Raw genomic sequence first — 25650 nt, 5'->3', positions numbered from 1 at the left:
GGCTCGCCATAAGGCAGGCGGGCATCGGGAGCGCAATTGGCGATATACGGAACGGCGGAATGCGTGACGCGCCATACGGTCAGCCGTCATGGATTCAGTCGTAGGGCCATGACTTGCCAAGTAAGTCAAGACTTACCTTTAGGGAACTTTGGCCGTATGGTGTGGCTCGAATCGAAGGAGCCCCCTGTTGTCGAAAATGAATGATTCCGCTGTGCGTGCGGTTGAATCGGAGCGGGATTATGTGTCCTCCTTATATGAGTTGCTCACCGAGCGGATTTCCGAGGCACGAGTACACCGAGCGAGTGTGCTGAAGGTCCCGGCGGAAAACGCCGGTGAGGCATACGAGAGAGAAATCGCCGCCGAGCGTCTGGCCAAGGAAATCGGCCGGCTGGAGGGCGCCGAAAAAGGGCTGGTCTTCGGGCGCATCGACTGGACGGATGGCACGGCCCTGCGCATCGGGCGGATCGGACTGCATACGGAGGAGGATGACCTGCCTCTGCTCGTGGACTGGCGCGCGAACGCGGCGCGGCCCTTCTACGAGGCGACACCGGTCCACCCGATGGACCTGCGGCGGCGCCGGCACCTGCGCCTCGAGGAGCGCACGGTCATCTCGGTGAGCGACGAACTGCTGGACGGGACCGCCCCGACCGACGAGGACGTCGTGGGAGACGGTCCGTTGACGGAGGCTCTGTCGGCACGGCGTACGGGCAGGATGCACGCGGCCGTCGCGACGCTGCAGGCCGAGCAGGACGAGATCGTCCGCTCCGCCCACCGCGGGGTGACCGTGGTGCAGGGCGGGCCCGGCACTGGCAAGACGGTGGTCGCCCTGCACCGGGCGGCCTATGTCCTGTACGCGTTCCCGCGCGCCGCGCAGGAGGGTGTCCTGGTGGTGGGCCCGAACGCCCGGTTCCTCGACTACATCTCCCAGGTCCTTCCCTCGCTCGGAGAGAACGACGTCGTTCTGGCGACCTGCCGGGAACTGGCCGGAGTGTCCACGGACACGGTGGACCCGTTCGATACGGCGCGTCTCAAAGGCAGCTCCGACCTCGCCGACGCCTTGGCCGGCCTGCTGCGCGTCCACCAAGCCCCCGCCGGTGACTTCACCGTGCGGGTCGGACAGGAACTGGTTCACCTCTCCGGCGAGGAAGTCGCCACGGCACGCGCCGCCGCCGTGGCAGCCGCACCGGGGCACAACCCCGCGCGCCAGGTGTTCAAGGAGCTCTTGGTCGACGCCCTCACCGACGCGATGCAACGAGACATGGGCGACCTCCTGGAGCAGATCGACGCCGATGCCGAAAGGATGACGGGCATCAACCTCGACCGGTTCACGGGAGCCGCCCAGCGCCGTGCCGAAGGCGCGGCCGACCCGGGTCCGGTCCACGAGCTGGACCTGGACGCCATCCGAGCCGACCTCCTCGACGACGCCGGCGTCGACCGAGCGGTCGAGGTGCTGTGGCCGCGGCTGGTACCCGGTGACCTCGTGAAGGCGCTCCTGACGAACGCCGGCGCTCTCGCCGAGCGCCTGCCCCGCCTGACCGCGCAGGAGCGGTCCCTTCTGCTGCGCGGTCCGGACGATCCGTGGACCGATGCCGATGTGCCGTTGCTGGACGAGGCGGCGAGCCTGGTCGACGGCCCCCCCGAGCAGACGTACGGGCACGTCGTCGTCGACGAGGCGCAGGAACTGACCGCCATGCAATGGCGGATGATCGTCCGCCGCTGCCCGGCAAGGGCGATGACGCTGGTGGGTGACTTCGCCCAGGCGGGCCCGGTCTCGACAGCACGCGACTGGAAGGAAGCGCTGAGCCCCCACGTCGGACCGCGGTTCAAACTGCACAACCTGACCGTCAGCTACCGCACCACGCAGGAGATCCTGGAGAGCGTCCGGGACCTGCTCACGCGGATCGCTCCGGACCAGAAGCCCACACGGTCACTGCGAAGCGGTGAGAGCCCTCGCACCGTGACCACACCTCCGGACGGGTCGGTCACCGCCGTCGTTCAGGAACTCCGCGCCCAGAGCACCGCGCACCCGGGCGAGCTTCTGGGAGTCATCTGCGCGGACACCAGGGTGAGCGAGCTGACGGCCCAGGGCATCGCTCACCACGCACGCATCGTGCCGGCGTCCGAAGCACGCGGCCTGGAATTCGACGGGGTCGTCGTCATGAACCCCGAGGAAATCATCACGGCCCGCCCCGGTGGGGAAAGGGACTTGTACGTAGCCCTGACCCGGGCCACCAAGCGCCTCTGCACAATCACCGTTTGACGTCAGCCGTGGTCTTCCCGGTCGGCCGCGCAGAAGCGTGCTTCGCTGACTACGACATCACCGGCTCTTGCGGTCCGCACGTACATGTTGAGCCCGTCCGGCCCCGTGTCGCCTCCGCATCCGACGACCAGTGGGCAGCTGCGTTCTCTCTGGGACGTGTAACGCGGCCCGGGACGGCTGCGCTCCGTGCTGTGGCCCTGGTCCTGTCGCCGATGCTCAGTGGCGGTACGCGGCTGCCGCGATCTCGATGAATGATCGGATCAACGGGTTGGTGTCTCCTTCGTTGCACACCGCCACCACTGGGCTCGGCGCCATGTCGATCAGCGGTACCACGGTGAACCCCGCGGGCAGGCCGTGTCCGAGTGGCGCCAGTCCGACCGTGCCGTTCCACAGCACAGCCTGCAGGCACTCCTGGACGGCGCGTACCACTGGTCCCTCGCGCGGCCTGCCACCGTTCCAGTACGACTGCCAGATGGGGTCGGTGCCCCGCGGAAACTGGAACCAGCGGCGGTCGCGGAGCTCGACCAGCCGTAGTCGGTCGCTACGGGCCAGCGGGTCGTCGGCGCGCAGGACCACGCCGACCGGATCGGTACGCAGTACACGCACCGTCAGGGCGGTCTCGTCGAACGGCGCCCGGGTGAGGGCGACGTCGACCAGTCCGGCGCGCAGTCCGCACGTCGGGTCGGTCAGATCGGTGTCGCGGATGTGGATGTCGATGCCGGGGTGGTTTCGGCGGTAGGCGGCGGCCAGCCTGGCCACTCCCGGGTCGGTGCCGTCGCCCAAGATGCCGACGGTGATGGTCGCGACGCCGGCCGCTGCGCTCACGCGTACCCGGACGCGGTCGGCGTGGTCGAGTAGGGCTCGCGCCTCGTCGAGCAGCACCGTGCCCACCGGCGTGAGCGTGACGCCGGTGGTCGAGCGGGCGAAGAGCAGAGCCCCGACTTCGGCTTCCAACTGCTTGATCGCCCGGCTCAGCGGCGGCTGACTCATATGCAGTCGGGTGGCGGCCCGGCCGAAGTGGAGTTCCTCGGCGACCGCCACGAAGTAGCGCAAGGTTCGTAGCTCCACGCTGCAACGATACCCATGAGGTATAGGCACTGCTGAACAGGTCTTGGACACCGGCGAGGTCCCGGCGGTGCACTGGTGAACATGACCGAAGAAACCAGGACCAGCGAGCCGCAGGCTGACCCCGCCGTATCGGTGGTGGGTCCTCGCGACGGCGAGACGATCGTTCTCGGCACCACGCGCATGCGCGTTCTGGAGGACGGCAGCCACACCGGGCACCGCCTCGCGATCACCGAGTCCGTCCTCGCCCCGCACACGCAGGGTCCGCCGCAGCACCGCCATGGCCAACACGACGAGGGCTTCTACGTCCTCTCCGGCAACGTGCGGTTCACCGTCGGGGACGAGGACTACGACGCCAACGCGGGGACGCTCGTCACGGTTGCGCCGGGCACCCCGCACACCTTCGCCAACTTGACCGACCAACCCGCCGTCATGCTCAGCACATTCACACCCGACCTGTACGTGCAGTACTTCCGAGACCTTCAGGAGGTGCTCGCCGACGGCGGGCCGCTGACGCCACAGGCCAACATCGACGCGATGAGCCGCTACGCGACACAGCCCGCCACTGACCTCGCGTGAGGCTGACCGGACGGAACGGCTCGGCCGTCCTCCTTCGACCTGTGGGGGCGCTCCTGCCTTTCGCGTCCGAACCCTCGGACGACGGACGGGCCTTCTCCAGGTGCTGCCCTGACACTCGACGCAATCGACAGGCCCCCGCGAACCGGGGCCCCATGAACGGGAACCATGAACATCGCCTATTGGATCGTCGCCGGACTGCTCGCGCTCTTCTACTTCTACGCAGGCACGCTGAAGGTGATCCGCAGCCGCGATCAACTCCGACCGATGATGGCCTGGGTCGACCGCATACCCCTGCTCGCCCTCAGGGCGCTGGGGGCGGTCGAAATACTCGGCGCGACCGGCCTGGTACTGCCGCCGCTGACCGGCATCGCTCCCTCGCTGGCGCCGGCCGCGGCCATCGGCTTCGCACTCCTGCAAATCGGCGCGATCGCCGTTCACCTGAGCGGCCAAGACCGCCGGATCGCACTCAACACCGGTCTCACCGTAACCGCGGCCGTGACCGTCTGGCTGGCCGTCCGGCTGTGAACAAGCACAGTCTTCGACCGGGGAGTGCGGCTGCCGGGCCGGCCGCCCCACGGCCGCTTTACTTCTCGCCGCGGCACCCGGCACCCGGCACCCGGCACCCGTCACCCGGCGACGGTGCGGACGGGGTGGCTGCGCGAAGAACGCCAGGCCGGGCACCGGGCCGCCGTGCTCGCCGGCTTCGGCCGCCGCGCCGGGCGCGCGGTGCTTGCGGACTGCCGGGCCCCTCGTTCAAAGATGCGACCCGGCCAGGTGGACCGTACGTTCCACGTCGTCGTTCACGGAGACCGCGCCCCCGTCAACGCCGCGGCAGCCCAGTCCTCGGGCAGCGCCAGCGGCAAACGTCGGACAGGCCCGACAAGACGAAGGCCCCTCCTGGACCGCCGGGCGACGCAAGAGTGCGGCGGTCGTAGGCCTGGGCACCCTGGTCGGCGCCGCCGCAGCCATCTGGCCGCTCCTCCCGTCGGACCGTTCGCCGTACCCAGTGCGGGCTGGGCTTCGTCGCCGGCGGAGCGACGCGAGAACGCGAGCGTGAGCACGATCGACCCGGAAGCCGGGCCGCATCCCGTTCCGGGCAGGTGTCGGGACTGACATGCGCTGTCGGTCATCCATCGGCGGCTGCCGGTTCGATGTCGGTGGCTTGCCGGCGAGGTCCGGCAACCTTCCAGAGAACGGCCGGCCGGAGCTCACCGGGCGGCCCCGATCCCCAGGAGTCACCATGCACATACCTGTCACGATCATCGGCGCCGGACTCGGCGGACTCACGCTGGCCCGCGTCCTTCACGTCCACGGAATCCCGGTCACGGTCTACGAGGCGGAGTCCTCTCCGACGGCGCGCACGCAGGGAGGCCTGCTCGACATCCACGACTACAACGGACAGCTCGCGCTCAAGGCGGCCGACTTGATGCACGAGTTCCACGCCATTGTCCTGGAGGGCCGCCAGGCGATGCGGGTCCTCGACCTGGACGGGACCGTCATGCTCGACAAGGCCGACGACGGCACGGGCGGACGCCCCGAGGTGCACCGCGGCGAGTTACGACAGATCCTGCTCGACTCACTCCCGGCCGCCGCCGTCCGGTGGGGGCGCAAGGTCAGCAGCACCCGCGCGCTCGGCTCGGGCCGCCACGAGGTGACGTTTGCCGACGGCGGCACCGTCGTCACCAGCCTGCTGGTCGGCGCGGACGGTGCGTGGTCACGGGTACGGCCACTGCTCTCCACCGCCACGCCCGAGTACACCGGCACGTCGTTCGTCGAGACTTACCTGTTCCACGCCGACACCCGCCACCCGGCCGCCGCGCAAGCGGTCGGTGGTGGGATGCTGATCGCGCCCGCGCCGGGTAGGGAGATCTTCGCTCACCGGGAAAGCGGCGACACCCTGCACACCTACGTGGCGCTGACCAGGCCACAGGCCTGGTTCGCCGCCATCGACTTCACCGATGCCGCCGCGGCCACCGCGCGGATCGCGCGCGAGTTCGACGGCTGGGCACCGGAACTCACCGCCTTGATCACCGACGGCGACACCGGGCCGGTCCTGCGCCCCCACTACGCCCTGCCGACCGGGCACCGGTGGGACCGGGTGCCCGGGGTCACCCTGCTCGGCGACGCCGCCCACCTCGCGGCCCCGAACGGCGAAGGCGCCAACCTGGCCATGTACGACGGCGCCGAACTCGGCAAGGCCCTCGCCGCGCACCCCGACGATGTCGAGGCCGCGCTCACCGAGTACGAGCAGGCCATGTTCCCCCGCAGCGCCGAGCCCGCCACCTTTGAAGGCGGAGAGGTCCCGGGGATCGACTCCGAGCACAACACCGCCCAGGGTCTGATCAACATGGTCACCGAGAAGGGCCACCAATGAGCCGCTGAGGCGCCGGTCCGATGCCCTTCGTCCCGGCCTCGGTCAAGCCTGAGCGGAGTGGCTGCCGCGCTCATGGACATTGATCACGGGCGCGCGATGAACGGACTCCCGAAGTCGTTGGCAGAGGACCCGGTCTCTCGCCCATCCCTTCACGAGTACTCCCGCTTCCCACGCTCGGGCTCGCTGTCTACGCTCAGCGCCATGAGCTCCTCGACAAGCCTTACGACTGGCTGCCCGAGCACCAACTTCAGGTCGCGGCCACGCTCGGCCACGTGGACCACACCATGGACCGTGCTCTGAGGCTGATCCACACCTACAGCGAAGCAGGACCCCTGGCCTTTGCCGAGGCCGAGGACGCTGGCCGGACAAAGGCGATGGTTGAGGCAATCGCCCCGTTGCCGCAAGCGATAACCCGCCTGATCGCAGACGCGCTGACCCAACTGCGCGCAGCTGCGCAGCACACGCTCCAGGCAGAGACCGAGTTCCTCCTCGGCCGTCCGCTGACGTCGTAGGAGGCGGGAGGCATCGAGATGCCTGCCTTCACCGAGGTCCGCTTGTTCGAGAAGTGGCTGAAGGACCGCCGTAGAGCTCGGCTGGCGCCGCTGCAAGCGGCCACTCCCTTCGTCGAACGGATTGGCCGACTGCAGCCCCACCCCGGGGGTCACTTCGTCTGGTAGACACCGAAGACGTCGAGCACCAGGTCGGCGTCCTCATGGCCCTGGTTCCAGAAGGTGATGACGCCGTGGTCGCCGTCGCTCGTCTGGACCAGGTTGGGGACCGTGTCGCCGGTCGTCCAGTTGAGGGTGGAGGAAACGGGGCGCGGTCCGGCCGGTGCGGCGGGCTCGCCCTCCGCCGGAAGCGCGTACGGGCTCGGGGCGACCGAGAGGAATCCGGTGCCGCGGGTCTCGGTGACGGTGGCGTTCAGCACGTAGGCCTCGACACCCGCCGCCGCCTCGGGCGTGAACGCCTGCGTGATGTACTCCCGGGCCCGGAACCTGCCGCCGGGCCAGCCGTACGCCTCCTCGCGGGTGTCGAGCGTACGGAATGGGGTGAAGGGCAGGAAGGCGGCCTTGCTGTCCGGGCTGTAGTAGCCGACGACGTCGACGACCACGTGGGTCGGGGACCAGGCCCCGTTGAAGATCTTGATCGTGCCGTCCTCGGCCACCGGCACGATCACGGCGTTGGCCACGGTCTGTCCGGGTACGAAGTTCAGGTTCGACGCCGTCGGTACCGGCCCGGTGCCGGAAAAGGCGGTCATGTGACCGGGCCCCTCGGGCTCGGTCACCGTGACGTTCAGCGCCACGGCCTTGATGTTCTGGGGCACCCCCTGCAGTCCGGCGATCCGTGTGGTGAACGCGCTGCGGGCGGCGAGCTTTCCGCGGGCCGTGCCGACGCCCTCTCGGGTGTCGACGAACCGGGCGGGCGACATCGAGGTGTAGCCGCTCGCCGAGGCCCGGGTGAAGTAGCCGGTGACGTCGGCGATCAGGTCGACCGGCTGCCAGCCGCCGTTGAAGAGCTCCACGTACCCGTCCTCGCCTACGGGCACGATCACCATGTTCGGGACGGACCGGCCGGCCGTGTAGTTCAGGTTCGAGGTGTTCGGGCGGTCGTAGCCGGCTCCGGGCCACACGGTCACGTGGCCGCTGTCGACGGTCTCCGTGACGGTGACGTTGAGGGCGACGGCGGTGACGCCCGCCGGGACGGAGGCGTTGCCGGCCACCTTGACGCGGGCGGAGCCCTGCCCGGGGACCTTGCCGACCGCGGCTCCGGTGCCGTTGCGGGTGTCGAGGAGGCGGGTCGGAGTGTGTGGGGTGAAGTCGGCGCCGGGGGTGAGGAATGCCCCGCCGTTGGTGGCCTGGACGGCATTGGCCGTGTCGGTCACCTTGACCTGCACCTGGTACTCGCCGGACTTGTCGTACGTGTGCGAGTGGTGCAGTTCGTAGTTGCCCTGGGCGGTGACCGTGTCGGTCTTCCCGTCGCCCCAGTCGATGACGATGTCGAGCGCGAAGTCGGCGCTCGTGATCAGGGCGGTGAGCTCGATCCCGTGCGCGGTGTAGCTGGTGCCGCTGACATCGACCGCGAGGGCCGGGTTGGCCCCCGCGTCGAGTGCGGCCTGCTCGGTCGGTGCGGCCTCCGCGTTCTGCGCGGGCGCGGCCTGCTCGGTTCGCGCAGCCTGTGCCTTCTGTGGTGCAGCGGTTTTGGAGTTCGCCTTGGCCTTCCCCTCGGTGGCGGTGGGCAGGGTGGTACGGATCGTGCGATCCGCGGGGCTGTGGAAGCCCTCGGACGTGGATGCCTCGGCGATCGCCTCGGCCACTCCGGCCGCGACAGGTACGGGATCCGCCGCCTGCGCGATGCCCGGGATGATGCCGAAACCGGCCGCCACGAAGGCAGCGGTCATTACGAGTCGGTGGTTGCGCACCGGCCCCCCCCAGTTGTGGTGATGAGCGAAGAGGGGCCACCGTATGGATGGTTCCGGCCAAGGGTCACGGGGTTCTGGCGCGATTCACTCCATAGGGGTCAATGCTTTACCGACTGTGCGGTTTGCGATCGACAGGAGGGCGTCTGCCGTTCCGTGCGGGCCGACGGCTCGTGCCGGTGTTCGGCGCAGGTTGGTGAGGCGAGGAAACTCAGGCCTGGCCGTGTGCCATCAGCGCTGTGTGAGGCAATGCCGGCACGCCGTCCGGGTTGGTGTGAAGGCCTTTGAAGATGTCGTCGATAAAACCGGATACCAGGCGGCGTCGTTCGGCCTGGGAGAGCGTGGCGAGTCGGTGCATGAGGTCCATCTCCATGGTGGTGGGGCCGCTTCTGGCGATCGCGCGGAGTACTGCCCGGCGCAGGCGGAGAGTCTGGATCTGCTCGTCCAAGGCGTTGGCGTGTGCTTCCGTGACTTCCGGTATGGACGTCTCCCGGTCCAGCACCTTGCGCACGGTCGCCAGGTCGAGCCCAAGATCACGCAGCGTACGGGCTAGGTCCAGGCGTGCGAGTGCGTCGAGGCCGTAGAGCCGGTATCCCGCCTGGCTCAGGTCGGTTGGCGGGACGATGCCCTTGTCGGAATGGAACCGGATGGTCTTCACCGTCAGGCCGGTCCGGCGGGATAGTTCTCCGATGGAATAGAGCGTGTCGCTGTCCATGCCCCAGCTTGTTGTCTCCCCCCACGGGAGACTCAACCGGGGCCAAGACTTCCTGCGAGGACCACGGGCTCTTTGCAGATGCCCAGAAACACCCGACCAGCGAAAGACCAGCATCGTCGCGAGGCGTTACCGGAGCAGGATCAGTTTGCGGAGTAGTTCGAATCCGGCTCGACCGTAGAGCTGTCTCTTGATCTTCTTAATGCGGTTGACGGCGCCCTCGATGCTGCCGGAGCTCCAGTTGAGGGTGAGTCCGGCTGTCACGGCGTCGAGGTCCCGGAGCAGGTGGAGTGCGAAGCCGGTGAGGCCAGGTAGCCGGCTGGCGTCGACTGCGTCAATCCAGTCAGGGAGTGTGGCGCCGAGGCGGCCGCTGAGTATCTCGCCGAAGTCGCGGACATGCCCGGCGGCTGTGTCCAGTTCGGGACAGCGGGCCAGGGCGTCTTTCAGGCCGGCGCGGTCCTCCTCGGTCAGGGCGGTGGGGTGGCGGGTGAGCCAGCCGGTCACCTGCCGCACCGTCGGCGTCCGGGGCGGCGCCCCGGGCGTGGCCCCGCGCAAGGTGGCGATGTGGGCTCGGACCATGGCGTAGGTGACGGGAGCGTGCTCGGCAACCAGTTCGCTGTGCAGTCGGGTGGCGCTGGTGCATCCCGCGGCGAATCGTCGCTCCAGGCAGGGCTTGTAGGGGTCCAGCCTGCTGGACCGAGGCCTGTTCTCGCGGAAGGTGTCCTGCCAGCGTGCGGCGGTCGCGTACCGGAGCACAGTGTTGAGGCCCCAGCCCAGGTGCCGGGCGATCGCCCGGCGTGAGTAGCCCTGGGCAAGCAGCTCGTGGACCAGTGCGTGCGGCCTTCTTACGCTCGGGCCCGCCGACCGACGGGGTCCGAGTCGCCCTGTGGCCGACGGAGCCCACGGTCGCCTCCGCCAGAATGCCGCTGGGCGAAGCATTGCGCAGACAGTCGCGGTGAGCAGCGGCGCAGGTCTCCACGGTCCGGCCGAGGCCCTGCCACAGATGGAACCGGTCAGCAACCTGCAGAGCATCGGGCGCACCGCGACGGGAGCCCTCGGCGTAGGCGCCTGCCCGGTCCCGGCAGATGATCTGCACACCTGGGTGACGGATCAGCCACGCGGCCAGCGGCCCGACTTCACGCGTCGGGAGCACATCAACCACGCGATGGTCTTCGACGCAGGTCAAGACGGTGGAGTAGGTCTGGCCACGGCGGATCGCGAAGTCGTCCACGCCCAGCACACGCGGAGTGCTGAACTGCGGATCGGGCAGCGCCATGACCCTGCGTAATAGCGTCATTCTTCCCGCGTTGAAGCCCAGTTGGGCGGCGGCCAGCCTGGCGCCGGCCCGCCCGGCCAGCGCGAGCCCCACTCGCTCCAAGGCGTGGTTGAGCCGAGTGGTGAACCGTGCGTACGGGGCTGCGAACCGGGAGAACGGCTCGGCGAACGTCCGACGTGGACAGTCCGCCGCCCCACAGATGAAACGCCGGACCGCCAACCGGATCACGAAGCCCTGATCAGCGAGTGGAAGATCCTTCAACCTGCGCTGATAGCGGTCATGCACCCGGTCCGAGTAGCGGCCGCAGTCCGGACACTCCGCCCCGGTCACCCGGCCTCTCGCCACCACCTCGACCATGCCGAACGCGGCCGTCACCGCCACGACGTCCACGTCGTCGATCCCGTCGAACACGAGCGAGTCCCAGAACGATGCATCGGTCCGCATGGCCAGCACCATCACCGTCCACAGCCGACCAGGGCAGAGGTGACCAGGAACTTGACGGAGCGTTATTTCCGGCTGCCAGGCGACAAGGCATACGCGGTCTCACGCGACCCCGCCCCTCACAATCGAAAACCTAGGTGACGCTCCACGACCGCTCCCCAAGATCTGTGCCAGAACCCCGCTCTCACCTACGCAGCCACCGGGATGGGTGCCCGCCGCGGCTACAGGTGAGCCAGTTGCTCGCGGATGGGGCCGGCCAGCTCGGCGTAGAAGTCGACGTGGTCCTGTGCCTGGAGGACCTGGGTGCACACGGTCAGCAGTCCGGTGCGGGCCTCAGGCCGGTCCAGGACGGGGGCCAGCTCGGTTCGGATGCGGGCGGCGGCCTCGGGGGTCAGCAGCGCGTACACGTACAAGGTGGCCGCGTCGTAGCCGTACGGGGCGCGGCCCCAGCCCTCCCAGTCCAGGATGTGCAGGTCACGGGTGATGTTCGCCCAGTGGAGGTCGCCGTGGGCGGTGGTCCAGGTGACAGCGTCGACCTGGTGGCCGGTGAACTCGGGGATGACGCGGCGCAGATACTCCTCCCGTACGGCCTCACGGTCCGCCGGCGGCGGAACTTCGGCGTGGTGTCCAGGGCGGCCGTCATCTCCTTCCACCACCTATCGGGCAGGCCGGGATCCTCGTCGAGGGCGGGACGCGGGGAGACGATCGGGTCGGGGGCGTAGGCGTACAGCTCGGCCCGGTAGGCGTAGCCCTCGGTGGTCCAGTCCCGGATGCGGGACAGGTCTGGGCGTGGCAGCGCCGCAGGTAGGGCGCGGCAGGTGGACGGGCCGTTCGACAGCTTGCCGCCCTCGGTGCCAGCCGCGGCGCAGACCACGCGGAGCCAGTGCGGTCCGGCGGCCGTCGACAGGGTCCGGGCCCGGTACTCCCACAGCCGGCGGCCGGTGGCTCGCAGGCCGAACTGGTCGGCGGCGTGCTGCTGCGCGGCCAGCATCCGGTCGGCGGTGGCGGGGCATCGAATAGAACCGCAGTCGGCCCGGACGGACCTGCTGGTGGACTCGCTGGCGGCCGCGCCACTGCCGTCCCCAGGCATCACCTGCTGTCTTGTTCCGGCGGAGCCTTTCGAAGCTGTTGCTGAAGCGCATGAAGAAGCAGGGCTCACTTCTTGCAGGGGAACGTCACCTGCTGGCTGCGGACGCTCTTCTTTTGGTCCGGCAGGTGGAGCGTGACGTACCCGGTCACCGCCTTGGCGTTCCTGGGCGCCGGCATGTCCACGACCTGAAGGACGACCTTGGTGGAGGTGCCCGCGCCGAAGGCGAAGGATCCCGGGGAGACCCGGGCGCGGCTGGCGTTCACGGTCCAGTGGTAGCGGACCGTGCCCGGCCCGGTCGCCGTGATCTTTCCGTCGAAGGCCATGGCCACGGGAGTGCCGTTGCACTCGACAGTCTCCCCTGGCTTCAGCAGGGTGACCACTTCGACTTTGGTGACCTTCACTGCCTGCTTGACCCCGCTCGTCCCGGCGGTTCCGGCCTGCGCCACGTGGGAGGGGGCGAGGGCCACCGAGGAGGCGAGGAGCGGGGCTGCGAGGAGCATGAGGTATCGACGCCGCATTGTGCTGCCTTCCGGATGAGGAAAGCCCCCGATCTCGTTCCCAGGATATCGGCGGCCCGCCCGGGCGGCCCGGCAGCCGACGGTCAGCCCTGTGGCTCTGCACACGGGTAGCGGTTCTGGCACACGTTCCGTGAACGATCCCGATTCGGGCTTCATCAGCCTGCCGTGACATCGAATCCGGGCAGCTCACGTGGTGCACACCGCCTTGCTGGCGGAGACTCAGCAAGGTCGTTCACGGAATGTGTGCCAGAACCCGTTCTCGTGTCCACAGCCATCGGCCCGCAGCGCGGGAGCTGGCGCGAGCGCCCGCGTGGGATGGTTCAGGCCGTTCTCCCGGTGCCGGTGCCGGTGCCGGTGCCGGTGGCGGGCGGCGCGGACGCGGGCCTGCACGGCCCGCCGCTGCGCGCCACGGAGCCGGGCCAGGCCCTCGCGGCTGGCCCCTTCGAGCAACCACTGTTCCTCGGCGTCGTGGTGCTCTTTCACGAGAGCGTCTTCATTCTCTGGCCGTGGTCGGCCCGACGGCTGACCACAGGCTCTGCCGTCTCGCATCCGGGCCAGAGTCCATGCGAGGCGGCGCCTTCGCGCCACTCTGTCGATTCCAGGCCATTCCGACCCCTACGCCTGCCCCCGCGGGCCGCGGAGCTGCTCCAGGCCAGCCACACCATCGCGGCACGCGGGGTCGGCCGCGATCGGACGCTGGGCGTCGTCGAGCCGTGTTGCCGGGCCGAGAGTGGTGGGGGCGGTCCAGGGGTGAACCGGTGGCCGTGGCCGGCAGACGATCCCGTGCCTTGTGCCTGCGCCCGGTGTCACGCGGGCATCCTTCTCCGCGGAAGTCCGGGCGCGGACACCGGCTGTCGGGCTACCGTGGTGGGGGAAGGGCCTGGCTTCGGGAGGGGGCGGCAGGGATGCTGGAGCAGGCGCTGGTCGCGCTGGCAGCGGCGGGGGGCGCGGCGGTCGTACAGGCCGCGGGTACGGACGCATGGCGTGGGCTGCGGAGCGCGCTGGCCCGGTGGTTCGGGCGCGGCGACGAGCAGCGCGAGCAGGACGCGCTGGAGCACCTGGACGGAACGGAGGCGGAGCTCCAGAGCGCCGAGGAGGGCACACGCCGCGATCAGGCCGTGATGTGGCAGACGCGCATCACTGCCCGGCTGGAGGACCTGCGGGGAGACGAACGGGCCTCCGCTGCCCAGGAGCTGGACGCCCTGCTGCGCGGGCGGGCACCGCAAGGCGGAGAGACGGCAGGGCAGGGCGGAGTCGCCGTGTCCGGGGGCCAGGTCAGTGTCAGCTCCACCCAGAACTCGATCGCCGCTTTCACGATCAACGGAGGTGCCAGCGTCAGCCACCCTCCGGAGCCGGATCCGTCCCGGGGCTGAACGGACCGGCATGGCAGAGCCCACCTGCGCCCCGGTCCCCTGGGGCCGCCCAGCCACGATCCGGGACGGAAGAGTTCACTGGCCGCTCCGTCCGGGCGGACCACAACAGCATCTCCCTCGGTTCCATCGGTGACGGAGCCCAGTTCACCTTCTACGGCTTGCCGCCGGTGTGGGACCCGGGTCCCGACCCGCTCGGGTCCGCCACGGCCCGTGTTCCCGCCTGGCCGTCGCCGGCGGAGGCGACCCTGCCCCTCGCGCTTCCGCACCGCAGGGTCACCGCGGACCGGCTGCGGGGGCGCGAGGCGCTCGTGGCCGAGCTGACCGCCGCGGTGAGGCGGCGTGCCGAGGGCGACACCGATCCGGCGCTGCCGGGGGTGTGGGTGCTGTCCGGCATGGGCGGGTGCGGCAAGACCACGGTCGCCCTGGAAACGGCCCACCGGCTCGCGGATGCGTCGACGCAGGTGTGGTGGGTGCCGGAGGCCTCGGAAGCCGGGGACGGGTCGCTGTACTCGGCCCTGCGGTCGGTGGCGTTTGCCGCCGGGGCCCAACCCGCCGACTTCATCGGCGCCCACCCGGCGCAGGTGCTGTGGGAGCGCTTGGACGCCCTCTCCACGCCGTGGCTCCTCGTCCTGGACAACATCGACGACCCCGCCGTCCTGTCCGTCCGGCCCACGCCCACGGCCCGTGGCACCGGATGGCTGCGCAAGCCCGCCCGGCCATGGGGCTCCGTGCTGATCACCAGCCGTGAGTCCCGTGGTACGCGGTGGGGCAGCGGCTGGGTGGGTATGGTCGGCGTCGACGTGCTGTCGCCCGAGGACGGAGCCCAGGTGCTGTGCGATCTGGCGCCTGAAGCCGGAACCACGCCGGAGGCGAGGGAACGGGAGGCGCAGGAGCTGGCCGTTCACCTCGGAGGGCTCCCGCTCGCGCTCGACCTCGCCGGTTCCTATCTGGCCCGCGCACTGGACAGCACGCTGCCGTCGCCGTCGGTGCCGGACACGTTCGTCGGCTATCGCCGCAGTCTCGACGCGCGCCTGGGCGACATGGCCGCCGATCCGGACATCGACCTCGAACCGCATGAGCGCACCCGGCGGGCGCTCGTGAGCACCTGGGAACTCTCCCTCGACCTCCTGCACCGTCAGGGGATAGCGCTGGCACGTCCGCTGCTGCGGCTGCTGTGTACCTTCGGACCAGCGCCCCTGCCCTATCTGGAACTCCTGGATTCCGAGATCCTCGCCCAGAGCCCTCTCTTCGACGACCCGGATCATCCCCGGCTGCTCGCCGCCCTCGACGGGCTGGCCGGACTGAGGCTGATCACCGTCGAGGTGGTCCGGGGCACCGTCGACACTCCGGGCGACGCCGTCCGCCGACGACTCACCATCCACCCCATGGTCCGAGCCGCCGGCCGGGCCCATCCCGAGTTCGCCGAGCTGACTCCGCACCTGCTCGGCCTGATCACCGCACTCCTGCTGCAGGTCACCGGTCCGCTGCAGCCGGCCAGCCCCCCGGACTGGCCCATGTGGCAGGCGCTCGCACCGCATTGCGGCGCCGGCCTACCTCTGTTGTCGGACTGCGTGGACCGGCTGGGCGAGGCGGTGGACCCCCGCCTCGCCGCGGCGGCGACGGAGCCGTCGACCGGCGCCGCGCAATACCTCAACACCGTGGGACTGTACGGCGAGGCGATCGCCGAGCTCGACGTCGTCTGCGCGCTCAGGGCACGCCTCCTCGGCGATGGGTCCCCCGCCACCATCGCCGCCCGGCTCCACCTTGCCTGGGCACTGCGCGACAACGGAGATCTCACCGCGGCGGACCGGCTGTACCAGGAGCTCGCACGAGTCGGCGCGGACTCGCTCCCGCCCGACCATCCGTACCTGCAGTCCGTACGCACCGGGCGGGCCCGCGTGCTCCGCGAACTGGGCAGGTACGAACAGGCGGAGGCGGAGATGAACGCGGCACTTGCCATGCGCCGCCGGAACCCTCAGGGCAGCCCGCTGGGGATCCTGCGCGTCCGGCACGACTTGGCGGGACTGGCGAACACGCGTGGCCGGCACGAGGAGGCGGTCGTCGAACTGCGGGACGTGGTCCGGGGGGTCAGGGCGCTGGGCGCGGCGGCCGAGCTCGACGTGCCGGCCATAGAGATCAGCCTCGCCCGCGCCCTGCGTGACGCAGGTCATCCCGCTGAGGCGGCGCAGACCGCCGAGCGGGCGGTACGGGAGTACTTGCGCGTGCTGGCTCCCGACCATCCTGATGTGCTCCTGGCTCGCCATGAGCGTGCCCGCATTCTGCGGGACCACGAGACGGAACCCGGACTCCTGGAGCGGGCGAGGGACGAGTTCGCCGACATCTGGCGGACCACCGAGCGCCGGCTGGGCCCCGAGCACCCTGACGTCCTCGCCGCCCGGCACGAACTGGCGACCGTCTGCGACCTTCTCGGCCGACCGGACCTTGCCGCCGAGCACTTCCGCGAAGTCCTGGCGGGTGCCGTGCGACGCCTCGGCAAGAACCATCCCCACGTTGCCGTCTGCGAACGAAACCTTGCCGCCGTACTCCTTGCCGCCCAGGGGCCCGGCGCACCCTGGGAGCCCGGCCCGCCGGAGGCCTCGCCGTCCCCGGCGCCCCAGTCGTCCCGCGGAGGTATCACCATGGACCAGGAATCCGACGCCGTGGAGTCGCCGCCGGCCACTCCCGCGAACCCGCCCGCGTCGCTCCGGTTGGTGGACGTCCTCTCCACGGAGCGCGACGGCGCCGCAGCAGCGCCGGGCACGGACCGGGCCCTGTCCCGGTTCGTCCACCCCTGGCACAGCCGTGGCGGATCGAACCCGATGGGGGGAGGAGTCTCGCAATGGAGCCCGGCACCACGACGGTCCCAGGAGCCGTACGGGTCCCCGCACCGCACCTATCGCCCGGCCGCGGAGGTCAGCAGGGAGCGCGTCGCCTCGGAGGATTTCCCCAGCCGGGCCGACTTGCGCATGCTGGCGACCGGCCAGGAGGACCTCGTCCTGATGGGGCAGCTCAAGGCACAGGTGTGGGCCACGCGGCTGAGGGCTCTGGAGGACCTCCTGCGCCTCGCGTACCTGCCCCGGCAGGTACGCGACCTGTTGTCGGAGGCCGGGCGCGCCGACCCCGAAGCCGTCACCGCCGTTCTGCTCCATCCGTCCGTCGGCCGCTGGCTGAGCCAGGCCCTGCGAGCGCTGTACGCCGCGCCAGGAAGCTCCTGCGGCGCCGTGCCGGGCGGTTCGTCCGGGCCGGGGTCCGCAGATCTCCCGCACCTGCATGCCGTAGCGGCCGCGGCCGGCATCAGGGCCGGTATCGCGTTCAGCCTTCAGCTCCCGGTCCGCGACAGGTTCGTCTCGCTGCCCACGCTGGGCAGCGTCGACCTGCGTACGGCCGGAAGCACCACGGCGCGCATCGTGGCGTCAGCGCGCAAGGTGGAGGTGAAGTGCGGGCCCACCACGGTCCAGTTGCCCGGGCCTGGCGCGCGCGCTCCCCGGGGGTGGATCCCCGCGGACCGCGTGAGTGCACCGGCCGGGTCCGCCGCCTTCGACCTGGTCTTGGACGACACGGACCCCTACCGAGGGATCGAAGGCCCGGCCGTGCCCTCCCCTTTGAGCGCGCAGGAGTCAGCCCACTGGCGGCGTACGACCGCCGAAGCGGCGGCGCTGCTGGCCGAGACCGTGCCGCGGCAGGCCGAAGCCATGGCATCGGCCCTGACGGCCCTGACACCCCTGCCCTCGGCGCGGGGCGCGGTGATGACGTCCGTCTCGGGCACCGACGCGTTCGGCGGAGCGGTCCTCAGCAGTCCGCCGGACGCAGTGGAACTGGCCGCGACCCTGGTCCACGAGTTCCGGCACATGAAGCTGAACGCCGTTCTGGACTCCGTCGACCTGTACGTCGAGGACCAGGCGGAAGGGGCGGAGGGTCCGCTGTACTACGCGCCGTGGCGGGACGACCCACGCCCCCTGCCCGGTTTCTTCCACGGAGTGTTTGCCTTCTTCGGCGTGGTCGAGTTCTGGCGGCGGCTCGCACGCCGCGCCGAGGGGGACTTGCTCCGCCGGTGCCAGTTCCAGCTGACCTACTGGCGGCGCCAGACCCTGGACGCCTACGCGGTTCTGTGTTCCGCCCCTCATCTCACTGCGTCCGGGAGGGAGTTCACCCGTATGATGCGCGAGACGGCGGACGCCTGGACCGACCACGCCGTCGTACCCGACGCGCTGGCTGCGATGGCCGATGATGCCGTGCTGGCCCATCGCGTGCGCTGGCGCATGCACCACCTGCGCCCGGAGGCCGGGGTCGTCACCGAGTTCGCCGATGCCTGGCTGGCCGGTGCGTCGCGCCCGCCGCACCGTACGCGCGGGCGTCACACCGTGGCCACGGTCACGGTGCGGCCTGACCCTGACGTCCCCTCGCTCAACGAGTACACGGCGCTGCTGTGCCGGGCGGCGGCCGGTCCGTCGCCCCGGGGCTCGGGCGACGGCGTGCCGCCCCGGCTGCTGCCGGCAGACCCCTGGTCCCGGCTCCTGCTCACGGTGCGCGGCGCCGACATCATGCCAGGCGCTGCGGCGGCGGACAGGTCGGCGGCCCTGCGGTCGCTCACCCACTGCCCGGAGGTGGTCCGGGCTGTCCACGCCCGCGCGAGTACGCTCTCCGGCTCTGCACCGGATTCGGTCGCACTGGCCGCGTGGATCGGTGCCCGGGTCGAGGAGGCGGACGTCACGTCCGGCCTGCCCTTCATGGGCCTGCGCTGATCGCTGCCGTAGCGGGACGGGTGCCTCCGCCTTCGTGCTCAGCATCACGGTGACCGTCCGGATCCGACGTTCGGGTCCGGGCCGCACCTGGGTACCGCCTATCTCGCCCAAGCCGCGACACCGGCTCAGCGTCGCGCTCTGTCCCGGGTCCGCGAGAGCAAAGCCAATGCCCTGAAAGCCGACTTGAAGGCAGCGGAGAAGCTGCGCCGTGCCCGCTATGCGGCCACCACGACCGCGGTTGGCGTTACTGAGCTTGTAGCCGTGGTGTCGTCAATGTGAGTCGGGTTCCGGTGAGGCATCCGTCGATGAGGTGGCTGCGGATGGTCGGACAGCAGCCATTCCTCCACCAGCGGGTCACTGCCGTCCAGGTGGGACAGATCGGGGCCTGGACCCGGATCGTGCGGGAGCACCCAGCCGGACAAAGGATCATCAGGATCACGCAAGGACATGCCGATCGGTGTGCCCTGCCGCTGGCGTGGACGGTGCCCCATCCTGGCCCGGCGCTCACCGGCGCCGGTGCGAGGCGCGCTGAATTCCGGCCTCGTTCGTGCGGCCCGGATCGGGGTCTTGCTTCTCTGATGGCAATTCTTGGAAACGACCACCCCTACTCCTCGCCCCACTTGCTCCGCGTCTGAACCGAGTGGGGAGCGAGCGCGAGCGCGGTCCGGGTGGTGGATTCGGGGCCGACCAACCGCGCAGTGTGCGGGCCGTGCCGAGCGGTCAAGGGCGCCTACGGCGGCGCTTCGCGCTGGGCTTCGCCCACCCTGGACAGCTCAGCCCGCCCCTGGACCTGGCTGGCTATCGGCCGGCCCCTCCGCTGTGCCGCGCGACCGCAGGTCAGCTCGCGCGTTGCTGGGGAGATGCGGTGAGCAGGTCTGGAGCCACCCTGAGCGCCGGGTGGCCGATTTCAGGGTTCTGACCGCTTTTCCGTGACGCCTATGCCCGATTGCGGATACGTGCCCAGGCGGCCGTCTCAGCCGACCTGGTGGTTCGCTCGGCCGCGGGGCTGTGGGGTACGGAGAAGGTCCCCGACGTAGTCCGGTGCGCCGATGTTCCTCTCGAGCGGGTCGGTATACCGCTCGGCCATGAAGTGGTAGTCGAAGTTCCCGCGGACCAGGGCGATGACGTTATCGGCGGCGGCGAGCGCATCTTCGCGGGTGTCGCCGGTGATGCCGGCTGCGTCGAGCTGGCCTCCGAGCGCGGCCCGTGCCGCGTTCAACTTCGTCAGCCAGTCGGTGGCGATGCCGTTGGCTCGCTCCACGGCCTCCTGAAGGCTCAACTCGTTCTCTTCTTTGAGGAGGAGGACGAGATTGAGCCGGTTCCCGGCGGCCATGTCCTTACGCGCCGAGCAGATGTCGTTGAACGTGCCGATCTGGCCGGCGGCGCTCTGGCGCAGTGTCCTCATGGCGGGAAGGCGGCGCACGGCATCCGGGAGGTCGATGCGGGTACCGACCTCGCACAGGTCCATCATCATGTACTCGCCGATCGAATTGCACCGGTGCTGCTGGTACTCCGGAACGCTCTGGATGTGCCCGGTGACCCGGTTGACCGCCTCGACGTACGTCGTCCACAGCCATGTCGCCTGGCCCGCCCAGAAACTCTTCTGCCAGCTCATCGACTTTCCCTCGGCCAGTCGGGGCCACAGGTCCCCCAGGGCTCGGGTCAGCGGGTCGTCCGCGACATCGCCGTCGAATACCGCGATCATCCTTGTGATGGCAGCCTCGCACGCCGCAGGGTCACGCCCGATCGGCCCGTCGTCGAGCTCGTCGTCCACGATGAATGCCCACGCCATGTACTGGGCCTGCGGCAGCAGGGCGGTCGACTCGCTGTTGGGGTGGTAGAGAGCCGAGGCCAGCGTCGGGCGGGTCCGCCGTACGTACTCACGGGCCGCCGCCGCGTCGGCCAGATGCTGGGCGTCCAGCCAGGCCCACAATGGCCCGTCAGTCTCCTCCAGTCCCGGATTGACCCCCGCGCTCTCGTACGGCATCCAGAACTTCGGCAGTTCGAACGACTCCATGACTGTCGCCCCTTTCCCCAGGCGGCGGCAGCGGCCCCGCCCGACGGGAGCGTTCGAGCAGCCGTACACCGCCCCCGACCACTGATCACAATCTGTCAGGATCTCTCTGCATGCAGTAGTCGCGATGCGGCCAAAAGATCACCACCCGTAGGCCAGGACCACGCACCCTCCCCAACCCGCCAGGCGTAGTCATCACGGAAGCGCGGTCAGAACCGATTTCAGGAAGCGCCATCATCTCTGCCGTGCGTGGTCAACGGCTGGGTGCGGGAGGGCTGTCGCGTACGGGTGACATGCCGTGCGTCCGGATGTGCCTTCAAAGCAGGGAAGGATTCGCGTCCGGGCACGGGTGGGCGGCTGGAGGACGTGTTATGCCCGGTGACCATGAGGGGAGGACGCGCTCGTTTGGCGCGTCCCTGAGGCTGATCGGCAGGGGGGCATGTGATCTGTCAGTTGTACGGGGAGTGGGCCGAGGCGTCGCCTGTGGCTATGGGGTATGAGGCTGCGGTGGCTGCCGGATGTCGCGCCTTCGCTGATAGGCGGAAGGAGCACTTCCTGTCCGGGGGCAGGAACCGCGAGCGTTCGATGGTCAGCAAGGGACTGGCTTTGTACATCGACATTCCTGCCGCCCTTGAGGGTGAGATCCGCCCGAACGGTGCCACTCTGGATCACGTTCTCCGCGCGTGTCGCGACGGTGGTTCTCCCAGGTTGTGGACGGACGGGCTGGTCACGGTTTCCGCGGCGGTTGTGCGTGAGGCGCTGGAAGCGTTCTGGCTGTTGAACAATCCGAGTTACGGGCAGGTGCCGGCTGAGTGGCGGGAAGGGATGCGGCGGGCGAAGCCGGCCTCGGTCGAGGACCTGTCCGGGCTCATCGACTACAGCCGGTGCCGGCAGACCGGGCCGGTGCTGGCCGTCGGGAGCGACGGCTGGCGCTTCGAGGAGCCGGCCGGCCGCTGCCAGGAGTTGCCCTTCCTCGTCGCTTTGAGCGACCCCCATCACTACCGACTGCCACTGACCGGCCCGTACGGCACCTGGGGGCGGGCGCATGAACGGGAGCGCAAGGAGAGCATTGCCGCTCATACGCCTCCGATGCGCATGGGATGGCGCTGGTAGACGGCTCGCTGCTCGGCGCCTCACCCAGCGCGCCGCCCCCTCGCCAACTGCACGGCGAGCGGGGCTCGCCTGCCGCGATCGGCACGGTTGGTCAACGGGGGCCCGCATAGGCACGGCGGTGTTTCCTCCTGCTGAACGCGGCCCTTTTCGGGTGCCGAGCTGCCCCCTCGAGAGATGTGGATCACATGATGAAGAGTGCTTTTGTCGCCCTCCGCGCCGTTGGCCGCCGCCACCGCACCGCCCCCGCCTCCTCGGAGGCAAAGGGCCGCCGCCTGCCCAGGCCTACCACGGCCGTGGGCAACGCCGCCTTCCGCGTACTGAACAGAATCGGGTGGACCCGATGGGCAGGCGTGTTGATGCGGGCGGTCATGGTGCCCCTCGACACAGTCGTCCAGGCACGAACCAATGGACGACTTAGCGCCGGTCGGTCTTTGGGCGTCCCGTCCTTGCTCCTGACCACGACCGGAGCCCGGTCCGGCCGCCCGCGCCCCACCCCGCTCTTCTACGTTGACCACGCCGGCGGCTACGCAGTGGCGGGATCCAATTTCGGCCTCGCCCACCATCCTGCCTGGACTGCCAACCTCCTCCACAACCCGGCTGCCGTCCTGTCGACCGCAGGACAGCGGATGCCGGTCACCGCCCGTCTCGTCACCGGCCCCGAGCGTGAAGACATTTGGCAGAAGATCCTCACGTTGTCCACCGGCTACCAGACGTACAACGACCGCTCCGGCCGCGACCTGCGTATCTTCCACCTCCAGCCCACCGGCGCCCACGGACCCGGTCAACGGGTCGTACCGGCACGGCCACGAACCTAGGCTGGGTCACCTGCTGCAGGACGCCGGACCGTCGTGCCCGTCACCCTGCAGGGTGATGTGATGAGCGGCCGTGGTGCGGGGTTCCGCTGGTGGCACGACCAGCAGCGAAGGGCGGTGGCCCCTTCTCCGACTGCGGCGCGGGTTTCGCAGCCGATACCGGTGACCTCCGTGGTCGGCATCGCGTTGGGAAGACATGGTCACGAAACGGGCGGGAACCGATGCATTGGATCGCGGCGCTTTTGAAGCGGCGCATGCTTCGGGTGGACACTGTCCGGCAGCTGCGCCGGCAGCAGGTGCCACTGCGGGACGCGAGGTCCCCTCGGCACCGGGGAAGCACTGGTTGCTCGGCCATCTGCCCCTGCTGCGCCGCGGAATCCTGCCTGCCCTCGTCGAACTGCGGGCGGCTGGCCCCGTGGTGACGGTGCAGGCCGGCACCGGGAGCACATATGTGGTGAACGACGGTGCCTTGGCACACGAGATCCTGGTCGACAAGAACCAGGTCTTCGGCAAAGAGCGCATGATCCGGGGCTTTCAGGCCGCTACAGGAGACGGGCTGAACACCCTGGAATGGGCGGAACACCAGGAGCGCCGCCGCATCGTGACGCCCGCGTTCGGCCGCGCATCCACCGCCCATGCCGCTCCTCTGATCTGCCAGGTCGCCGCTGACTTCGCCAGGCGCTGGCCCGTTGGCACGCCGCTCGAGATGGACCGCGAGATGCTCAAACTCAGCGCCGACATCACGGTCCGCTGCCTCTTTCGTTCCGAGGCGGACCCGGACACCATGTCCTGGCTCGCCACCAAGATGTCAACGCTCTCGAAGGGGGTCATGCTGCGCATGGCGGCGCCCGCCTGGTGCCCCCCACTGCCCACGCCCGAGAGCATCGACCGCTGGCGAGCGAAACGCCGGGTGCGTCAAGTCGTGCAGGGCTTGCGTGAGCGCCACACGCCTACGGAGAGGCGTGACGATTTGCTGAGCCTGTTGAACGCCGCCGCTTGTCCCGCCCCGGGAGCCCCCGGCATCCCATCCACAGTCGTCAGCGACGAACTGGTCACCTTCCTGGGGGTCGGCAGCGAGACCATCGGGGTGGCGCTGGCCTGGGCCTGGCACGAACTGGCCCGCAACCGCGATCTGGAACAAGCCGTGCAGCGCGAGGCGGACGCCCTGTTCAACAGCGGCAACCCCCTGCCGGAGAAAGTCGACGAACACCTTCCCCTCAGCACCCAAGTCGTGATGGAGGCCCTGCGCCTCTACCCCCTACCCGTGGTGCCCCGCAATGCCCTGCGTGAGGTGACCGTCGGTGGCTTCCGCTTCCCCCGCGGAGCCGACGTCCTGCTCAACCTTTACGGCATCCACCGCGACCCGGCCCTACATCCCCGACCCGACACCTTCGACCCCTACCGGTGGGCGCCGGAGTCCGCCCGCACCGCCCTGCGAAACGCCTACCTGCCCTACGGTGCGGGCGCACACCGCTGCGTCGCCGCCCCTTTTGCCGCTCTAAGCGGCGCCATCGCCCTGGCCACCCTCGCCGCACAGTTCCAGCTGCGCCCGGCCGATCCCCACTGCCAAGTGCGGGCCGTGGCAGGTGTGGTCACCCGCCCGGACCGGCTCGTCATGACGGCGACACCGCGCACCGGCAAGACCATTTAGTGGCCTGACGCAACCGCCCGAGCACGATCTTGCCGCTCAGCCCACAGCTCCGAAGCCACCTTGCCGTCCTCGATTCAGCGGGTGACTCGGCGCATGGAAGGGCCATCACGGGTCTCGGCTTGGCACTGCGGCCAGCAGCCGCGCGGCGGCGGCTGCGCAAATTCCTTGGCTTCCAGACGGCCTGCCTGAGGAGGCTGCCCGGGAACAGTGAAGGGCGGTCGCGGCTGTGAGGGTGGGATCGGCGAAGCACAGCCTCGCAGGCAGGTCAGGCCGACCCGATCCCGATCCCTCACCAGGCCCAGCAGCTCGGGGATCACGTTCCTGAGCAGCTGCAGCCGCTCATCCACCCAGCGCAGACGTCCGTCCGCAGATTCATCGGACGGACGTCGGGCGACATCGGTGGAGAAGTGGGCGCGCCACGGACGGGCTGGGACACGTCCTCAGCCGGCACCGCATCTGCCACCGCGTTCAATCCCCGTCCAATGGGTCTGGTGCGGCGCGGACGCGCAACTGGGCTCGGATCCGCTCGGTGCGAAGAGAGCGGTCACGGAGTGGTGAGGCCGCTGAACGGGTTGCTGAGCTTCGCCTTCCCGTCGAAGTAGAACAGCGGTTCGCTGCCTGCCGTGGGGCTGGTGCCAAAGGCATTGGTGAAGACCTGTGCTGCGCCAGGAGTGAGCGTCACCGGGTTGTGAGTGATGCTTCCCGAAGTCGGCGTCATCGAGATGTTACTGAGGGAGACGGGCCAGTGGATGAAGTCGATGTTCGTTGCCGGCCCGCCGTCCTGAGCAACGTCCGCGGTGTTGGAGCCTTCACCGATGCCGACATGGGCGTGCAGGTTGGTGATATCGAGGCGGTGTAGGGCGCTGGAGAAGCGCATGCCCCCCTTGATGGGGACTTCGCCGCTGCTGAGATCCGGCGCAAGCGTCCCGGCACCGCTCATGGCGACGCAGTCGCCGTTGACCGTCGCGGGAGCGATGGCTTCGAGCGTTACACCGTGGGCCTTAAGAGCGCTGGCTGCATCGGGCGCGAGGCAGTAGGTACCTTCGCCGCGCAATTGGAGTGTAGGGGCGAAGGCACCGACCTGGGCGGCAGCGACACCGAGGGTGACCATGGCGGCACCTGCGATGAAGGCCAGGCGCCCTTTAGAGCTGAAGATCTTCATGGTCCTGCAACGACTCGTAGTTCGGTAAGACGCGCCCCGTCAGTAATGATCA

General features: G+C 69.7%; 17 protein-coding genes and 2 pseudogenes. 10 read left to right on the top strand and 9 right to left on the bottom strand.

The window, feature by feature from the left end; genetic code table 11:
- The first annotated feature begins 196 nt into the window (after positions 1–196).
- Positions 197–2260, top strand: a complete 2064-nt coding sequence (locus ACIQU4_RS18085) for a HelD family protein (protein WP_403732095.1) — start codon at positions 197–199, stop codon at positions 2258–2260.
- Positions 2261–2476: 216 nt separating this feature from the next.
- On the opposite strand, the gene ACIQU4_RS18080 is transcribed toward ACIQU4_RS18085, so the two are convergent.
- On the bottom strand, positions 2477–3328 hold the full coding sequence (locus ACIQU4_RS18080; protein WP_403731233.1) for a LysR substrate-binding domain-containing protein: 852 nt from the start codon (positions 3326–3328) through the stop codon (positions 2477–2479).
- A gap of 81 nt (positions 3329–3409) precedes the next feature.
- Between ACIQU4_RS18080 and ACIQU4_RS18075 the strand changes: the two genes are divergently transcribed.
- From ACIQU4_RS18075 to ACIQU4_RS18060, 4 genes are all read left to right on the top strand, one after another.
- A complete protein-coding gene (locus ACIQU4_RS18075) occupies positions 3410–3904 on the top strand; it encodes a cupin domain-containing protein (protein WP_403731230.1) in 495 nt (164 codons plus the stop codon).
- A 165-nt stretch (positions 3905–4069) separates the two neighbouring features.
- Positions 4070–4429 (top strand): DoxX family protein, encoded by a 360-nt coding sequence (locus ACIQU4_RS18070; RefSeq protein WP_403731227.1) that lies wholly within the window; start codon positions 4070–4072, stop codon positions 4427–4429.
- Positions 4430–5144: 715 nt separating this feature from the next.
- Positions 5145–6278 (top strand): FAD-dependent oxidoreductase, encoded by a 1134-nt coding sequence (locus ACIQU4_RS18065; protein WP_403731224.1) that lies wholly within the window; start codon positions 5145–5147, stop codon positions 6276–6278.
- A gap of 272 nt (positions 6279–6550) precedes the next feature.
- Positions 6551–6790 (top strand): hypothetical protein, encoded by a 240-nt coding sequence (locus ACIQU4_RS18060; protein ID WP_403731221.1) that lies wholly within the window; start codon positions 6551–6553, stop codon positions 6788–6790.
- A 149-nt stretch (positions 6791–6939) separates the two neighbouring features.
- Here the strand turns inward: ACIQU4_RS18060 and ACIQU4_RS18055 are convergent, their stop codons facing one another.
- From ACIQU4_RS18055 to ACIQU4_RS18030, 6 genes and pseudogenes are all read right to left on the bottom strand, one after another.
- The gene (locus ACIQU4_RS18055) at positions 6940–8676 is read right to left on the bottom strand and encodes a PKD domain-containing protein (protein ID WP_403731219.1); all 1737 of its coding nucleotides are present in this window, start codon (positions 8674–8676) and stop codon (positions 6940–6942) included.
- A gap of 280 nt (positions 8677–8956) precedes the next feature.
- Positions 8957–9409 (bottom strand): annotated as a pseudogene (locus ACIQU4_RS18050) (MerR family transcriptional regulator); the annotation flags it as partial.
- 126 nt (positions 9410–9535) lie between these two features.
- Entirely contained in the window at positions 9536–10162 is a 627-nt protein-coding gene (locus ACIQU4_RS18045; protein ID WP_403731216.1) for a transposase, read from the bottom strand.
- 235 nt (positions 10163–10397) lie between these two features.
- Positions 10398–11039: pseudogene (locus ACIQU4_RS18040) on the bottom strand (ISL3 family transposase); the annotation flags it as partial.
- A gap of 305 nt (positions 11040–11344) precedes the next feature.
- A complete protein-coding gene (locus ACIQU4_RS18035; protein WP_403731213.1) occupies positions 11345–11776 on the bottom strand; it encodes a hypothetical protein in 432 nt (143 codons plus the stop codon).
- 502 nt (positions 11777–12278) lie between these two features.
- Positions 12279–12731, bottom strand: coding sequence for a hypothetical protein (locus tag ACIQU4_RS18030; RefSeq protein ID WP_403731210.1), 453 nt, complete (start codon positions 12729–12731; stop codon positions 12279–12281).
- A 905-nt stretch (positions 12732–13636) separates the two neighbouring features.
- On the opposite strand from ACIQU4_RS18030, the gene ACIQU4_RS18025 reads away from it, so the two are divergent.
- Positions 13637–14104, top strand: coding sequence for a hypothetical protein (locus tag ACIQU4_RS18025; protein WP_403731207.1), 468 nt, complete (start codon positions 13637–13639; stop codon positions 14102–14104).
- A gap of 167 nt (positions 14105–14271) precedes the next feature.
- A complete protein-coding gene (locus tag ACIQU4_RS18020) occupies positions 14272–18846 on the top strand; it encodes an aKG-HExxH-type peptide beta-hydroxylase (RefSeq protein WP_403732093.1) in 4575 nt (1524 codons plus the stop codon).
- 973 nt (positions 18847–19819) lie between these two features.
- Here the strand turns inward: ACIQU4_RS18020 and ACIQU4_RS18015 are convergent.
- On the bottom strand, positions 19820–20863 hold the full coding sequence (locus ACIQU4_RS18015) for a terpene synthase family protein (RefSeq protein ID WP_403731204.1): 1044 nt from the start codon (positions 20861–20863) through the stop codon (positions 19820–19822).
- Positions 20864–21466: 603 nt separating this feature from the next.
- Here ACIQU4_RS18015 and ACIQU4_RS18010 point away from each other — a divergent pair.
- From ACIQU4_RS18010 to ACIQU4_RS18000, 3 genes are all read left to right on the top strand, one after another.
- On the top strand, positions 21467–21973 hold the full coding sequence (locus tag ACIQU4_RS18010) for a hypothetical protein (protein ID WP_403731201.1): 507 nt from the start codon (positions 21467–21469) through the stop codon (positions 21971–21973).
- Positions 21974–22158: 185 nt separating this feature from the next.
- A complete protein-coding gene (locus ACIQU4_RS18005) occupies positions 22159–22788 on the top strand; it encodes a nitroreductase/quinone reductase family protein (protein WP_403732090.1) in 630 nt (209 codons plus the stop codon).
- Between the two features lie 193 nt (positions 22789–22981).
- Entirely contained in the window at positions 22982–24436 is a 1455-nt protein-coding gene (locus tag ACIQU4_RS18000; protein ID WP_403731198.1) for a cytochrome P450, read from the top strand.
- A gap of 544 nt (positions 24437–24980) precedes the next feature.
- Here ACIQU4_RS18000 and ACIQU4_RS17995 read toward each other — a convergent pair.
- Complete coding sequence (locus ACIQU4_RS17995; protein WP_403731195.1) at positions 24981–25598, bottom strand: hypothetical protein; 618 nt, start codon at positions 25596–25598, stop codon at positions 24981–24983.
- Positions 25599–25650 lie beyond the last annotated feature (52 nt).

The organism is Streptomyces sp. NPDC090741 (genome assembly GCF_044769045.1).
GTDB lineage: Bacteria > Actinomycetota > Actinomycetes > Streptomycetales > Streptomycetaceae > Streptomyces.
Note: the sequence above shows the minus strand (reverse complement) of the source record. Positions and strands in the feature narration are given on the sequence as shown.

Coding starts and splice junctions, on each gene's coding strand:
- ACIQU4_RS18025 (WP_403731207.1), top strand. CDS start 13,637: ATGCTGGAGCAGGCGCTGGTCGCGCTGGCAGCGGCGGGGGGCGCGGCG.
- ACIQU4_RS18015 (WP_403731204.1), bottom strand. CDS start 20,863: ATGGAGTCGTTCGAACTGCCGAAGTTCTGGATGCCGTACGAGAGCGCG.
- ACIQU4_RS18085 (WP_403732095.1), top strand. CDS start 197: ATGAATGATTCCGCTGTGCGTGCGGTTGAATCGGAGCGGGATTATGTG.
- ACIQU4_RS18000 (WP_403731198.1), top strand. CDS start 22,982: ATGGTCACGAAACGGGCGGGAACCGATGCATTGGATCGCGGCGCTTTT.
- ACIQU4_RS18030 (WP_403731210.1), bottom strand. CDS start 12,731: ATGCGGCGTCGATACCTCATGCTCCTCGCAGCCCCGCTCCTCGCCTCC.
- ACIQU4_RS17995 (WP_403731195.1), bottom strand. CDS start 25,598: ATGAAGATCTTCAGCTCTAAAGGGCGCCTGGCCTTCATCGCAGGTGCC.
- ACIQU4_RS18075 (WP_403731230.1), top strand. CDS start 3,410: ATGACCGAAGAAACCAGGACCAGCGAGCCGCAGGCTGACCCCGCCGTA.
- ACIQU4_RS18065 (WP_403731224.1), top strand. CDS start 5,145: ATGCACATACCTGTCACGATCATCGGCGCCGGACTCGGCGGACTCACG.
- ACIQU4_RS18055 (WP_403731219.1), bottom strand. CDS start 8,676: ATGACCGCTGCCTTCGTGGCGGCCGGTTTCGGCATCATCCCGGGCATC.
- ACIQU4_RS18005 (WP_403732090.1), top strand. CDS start 22,159: ATGATGAAGAGTGCTTTTGTCGCCCTCCGCGCCGTTGGCCGCCGCCAC.
- ACIQU4_RS18070 (WP_403731227.1), top strand. CDS start 4,070: ATGAACATCGCCTATTGGATCGTCGCCGGACTGCTCGCGCTCTTCTAC.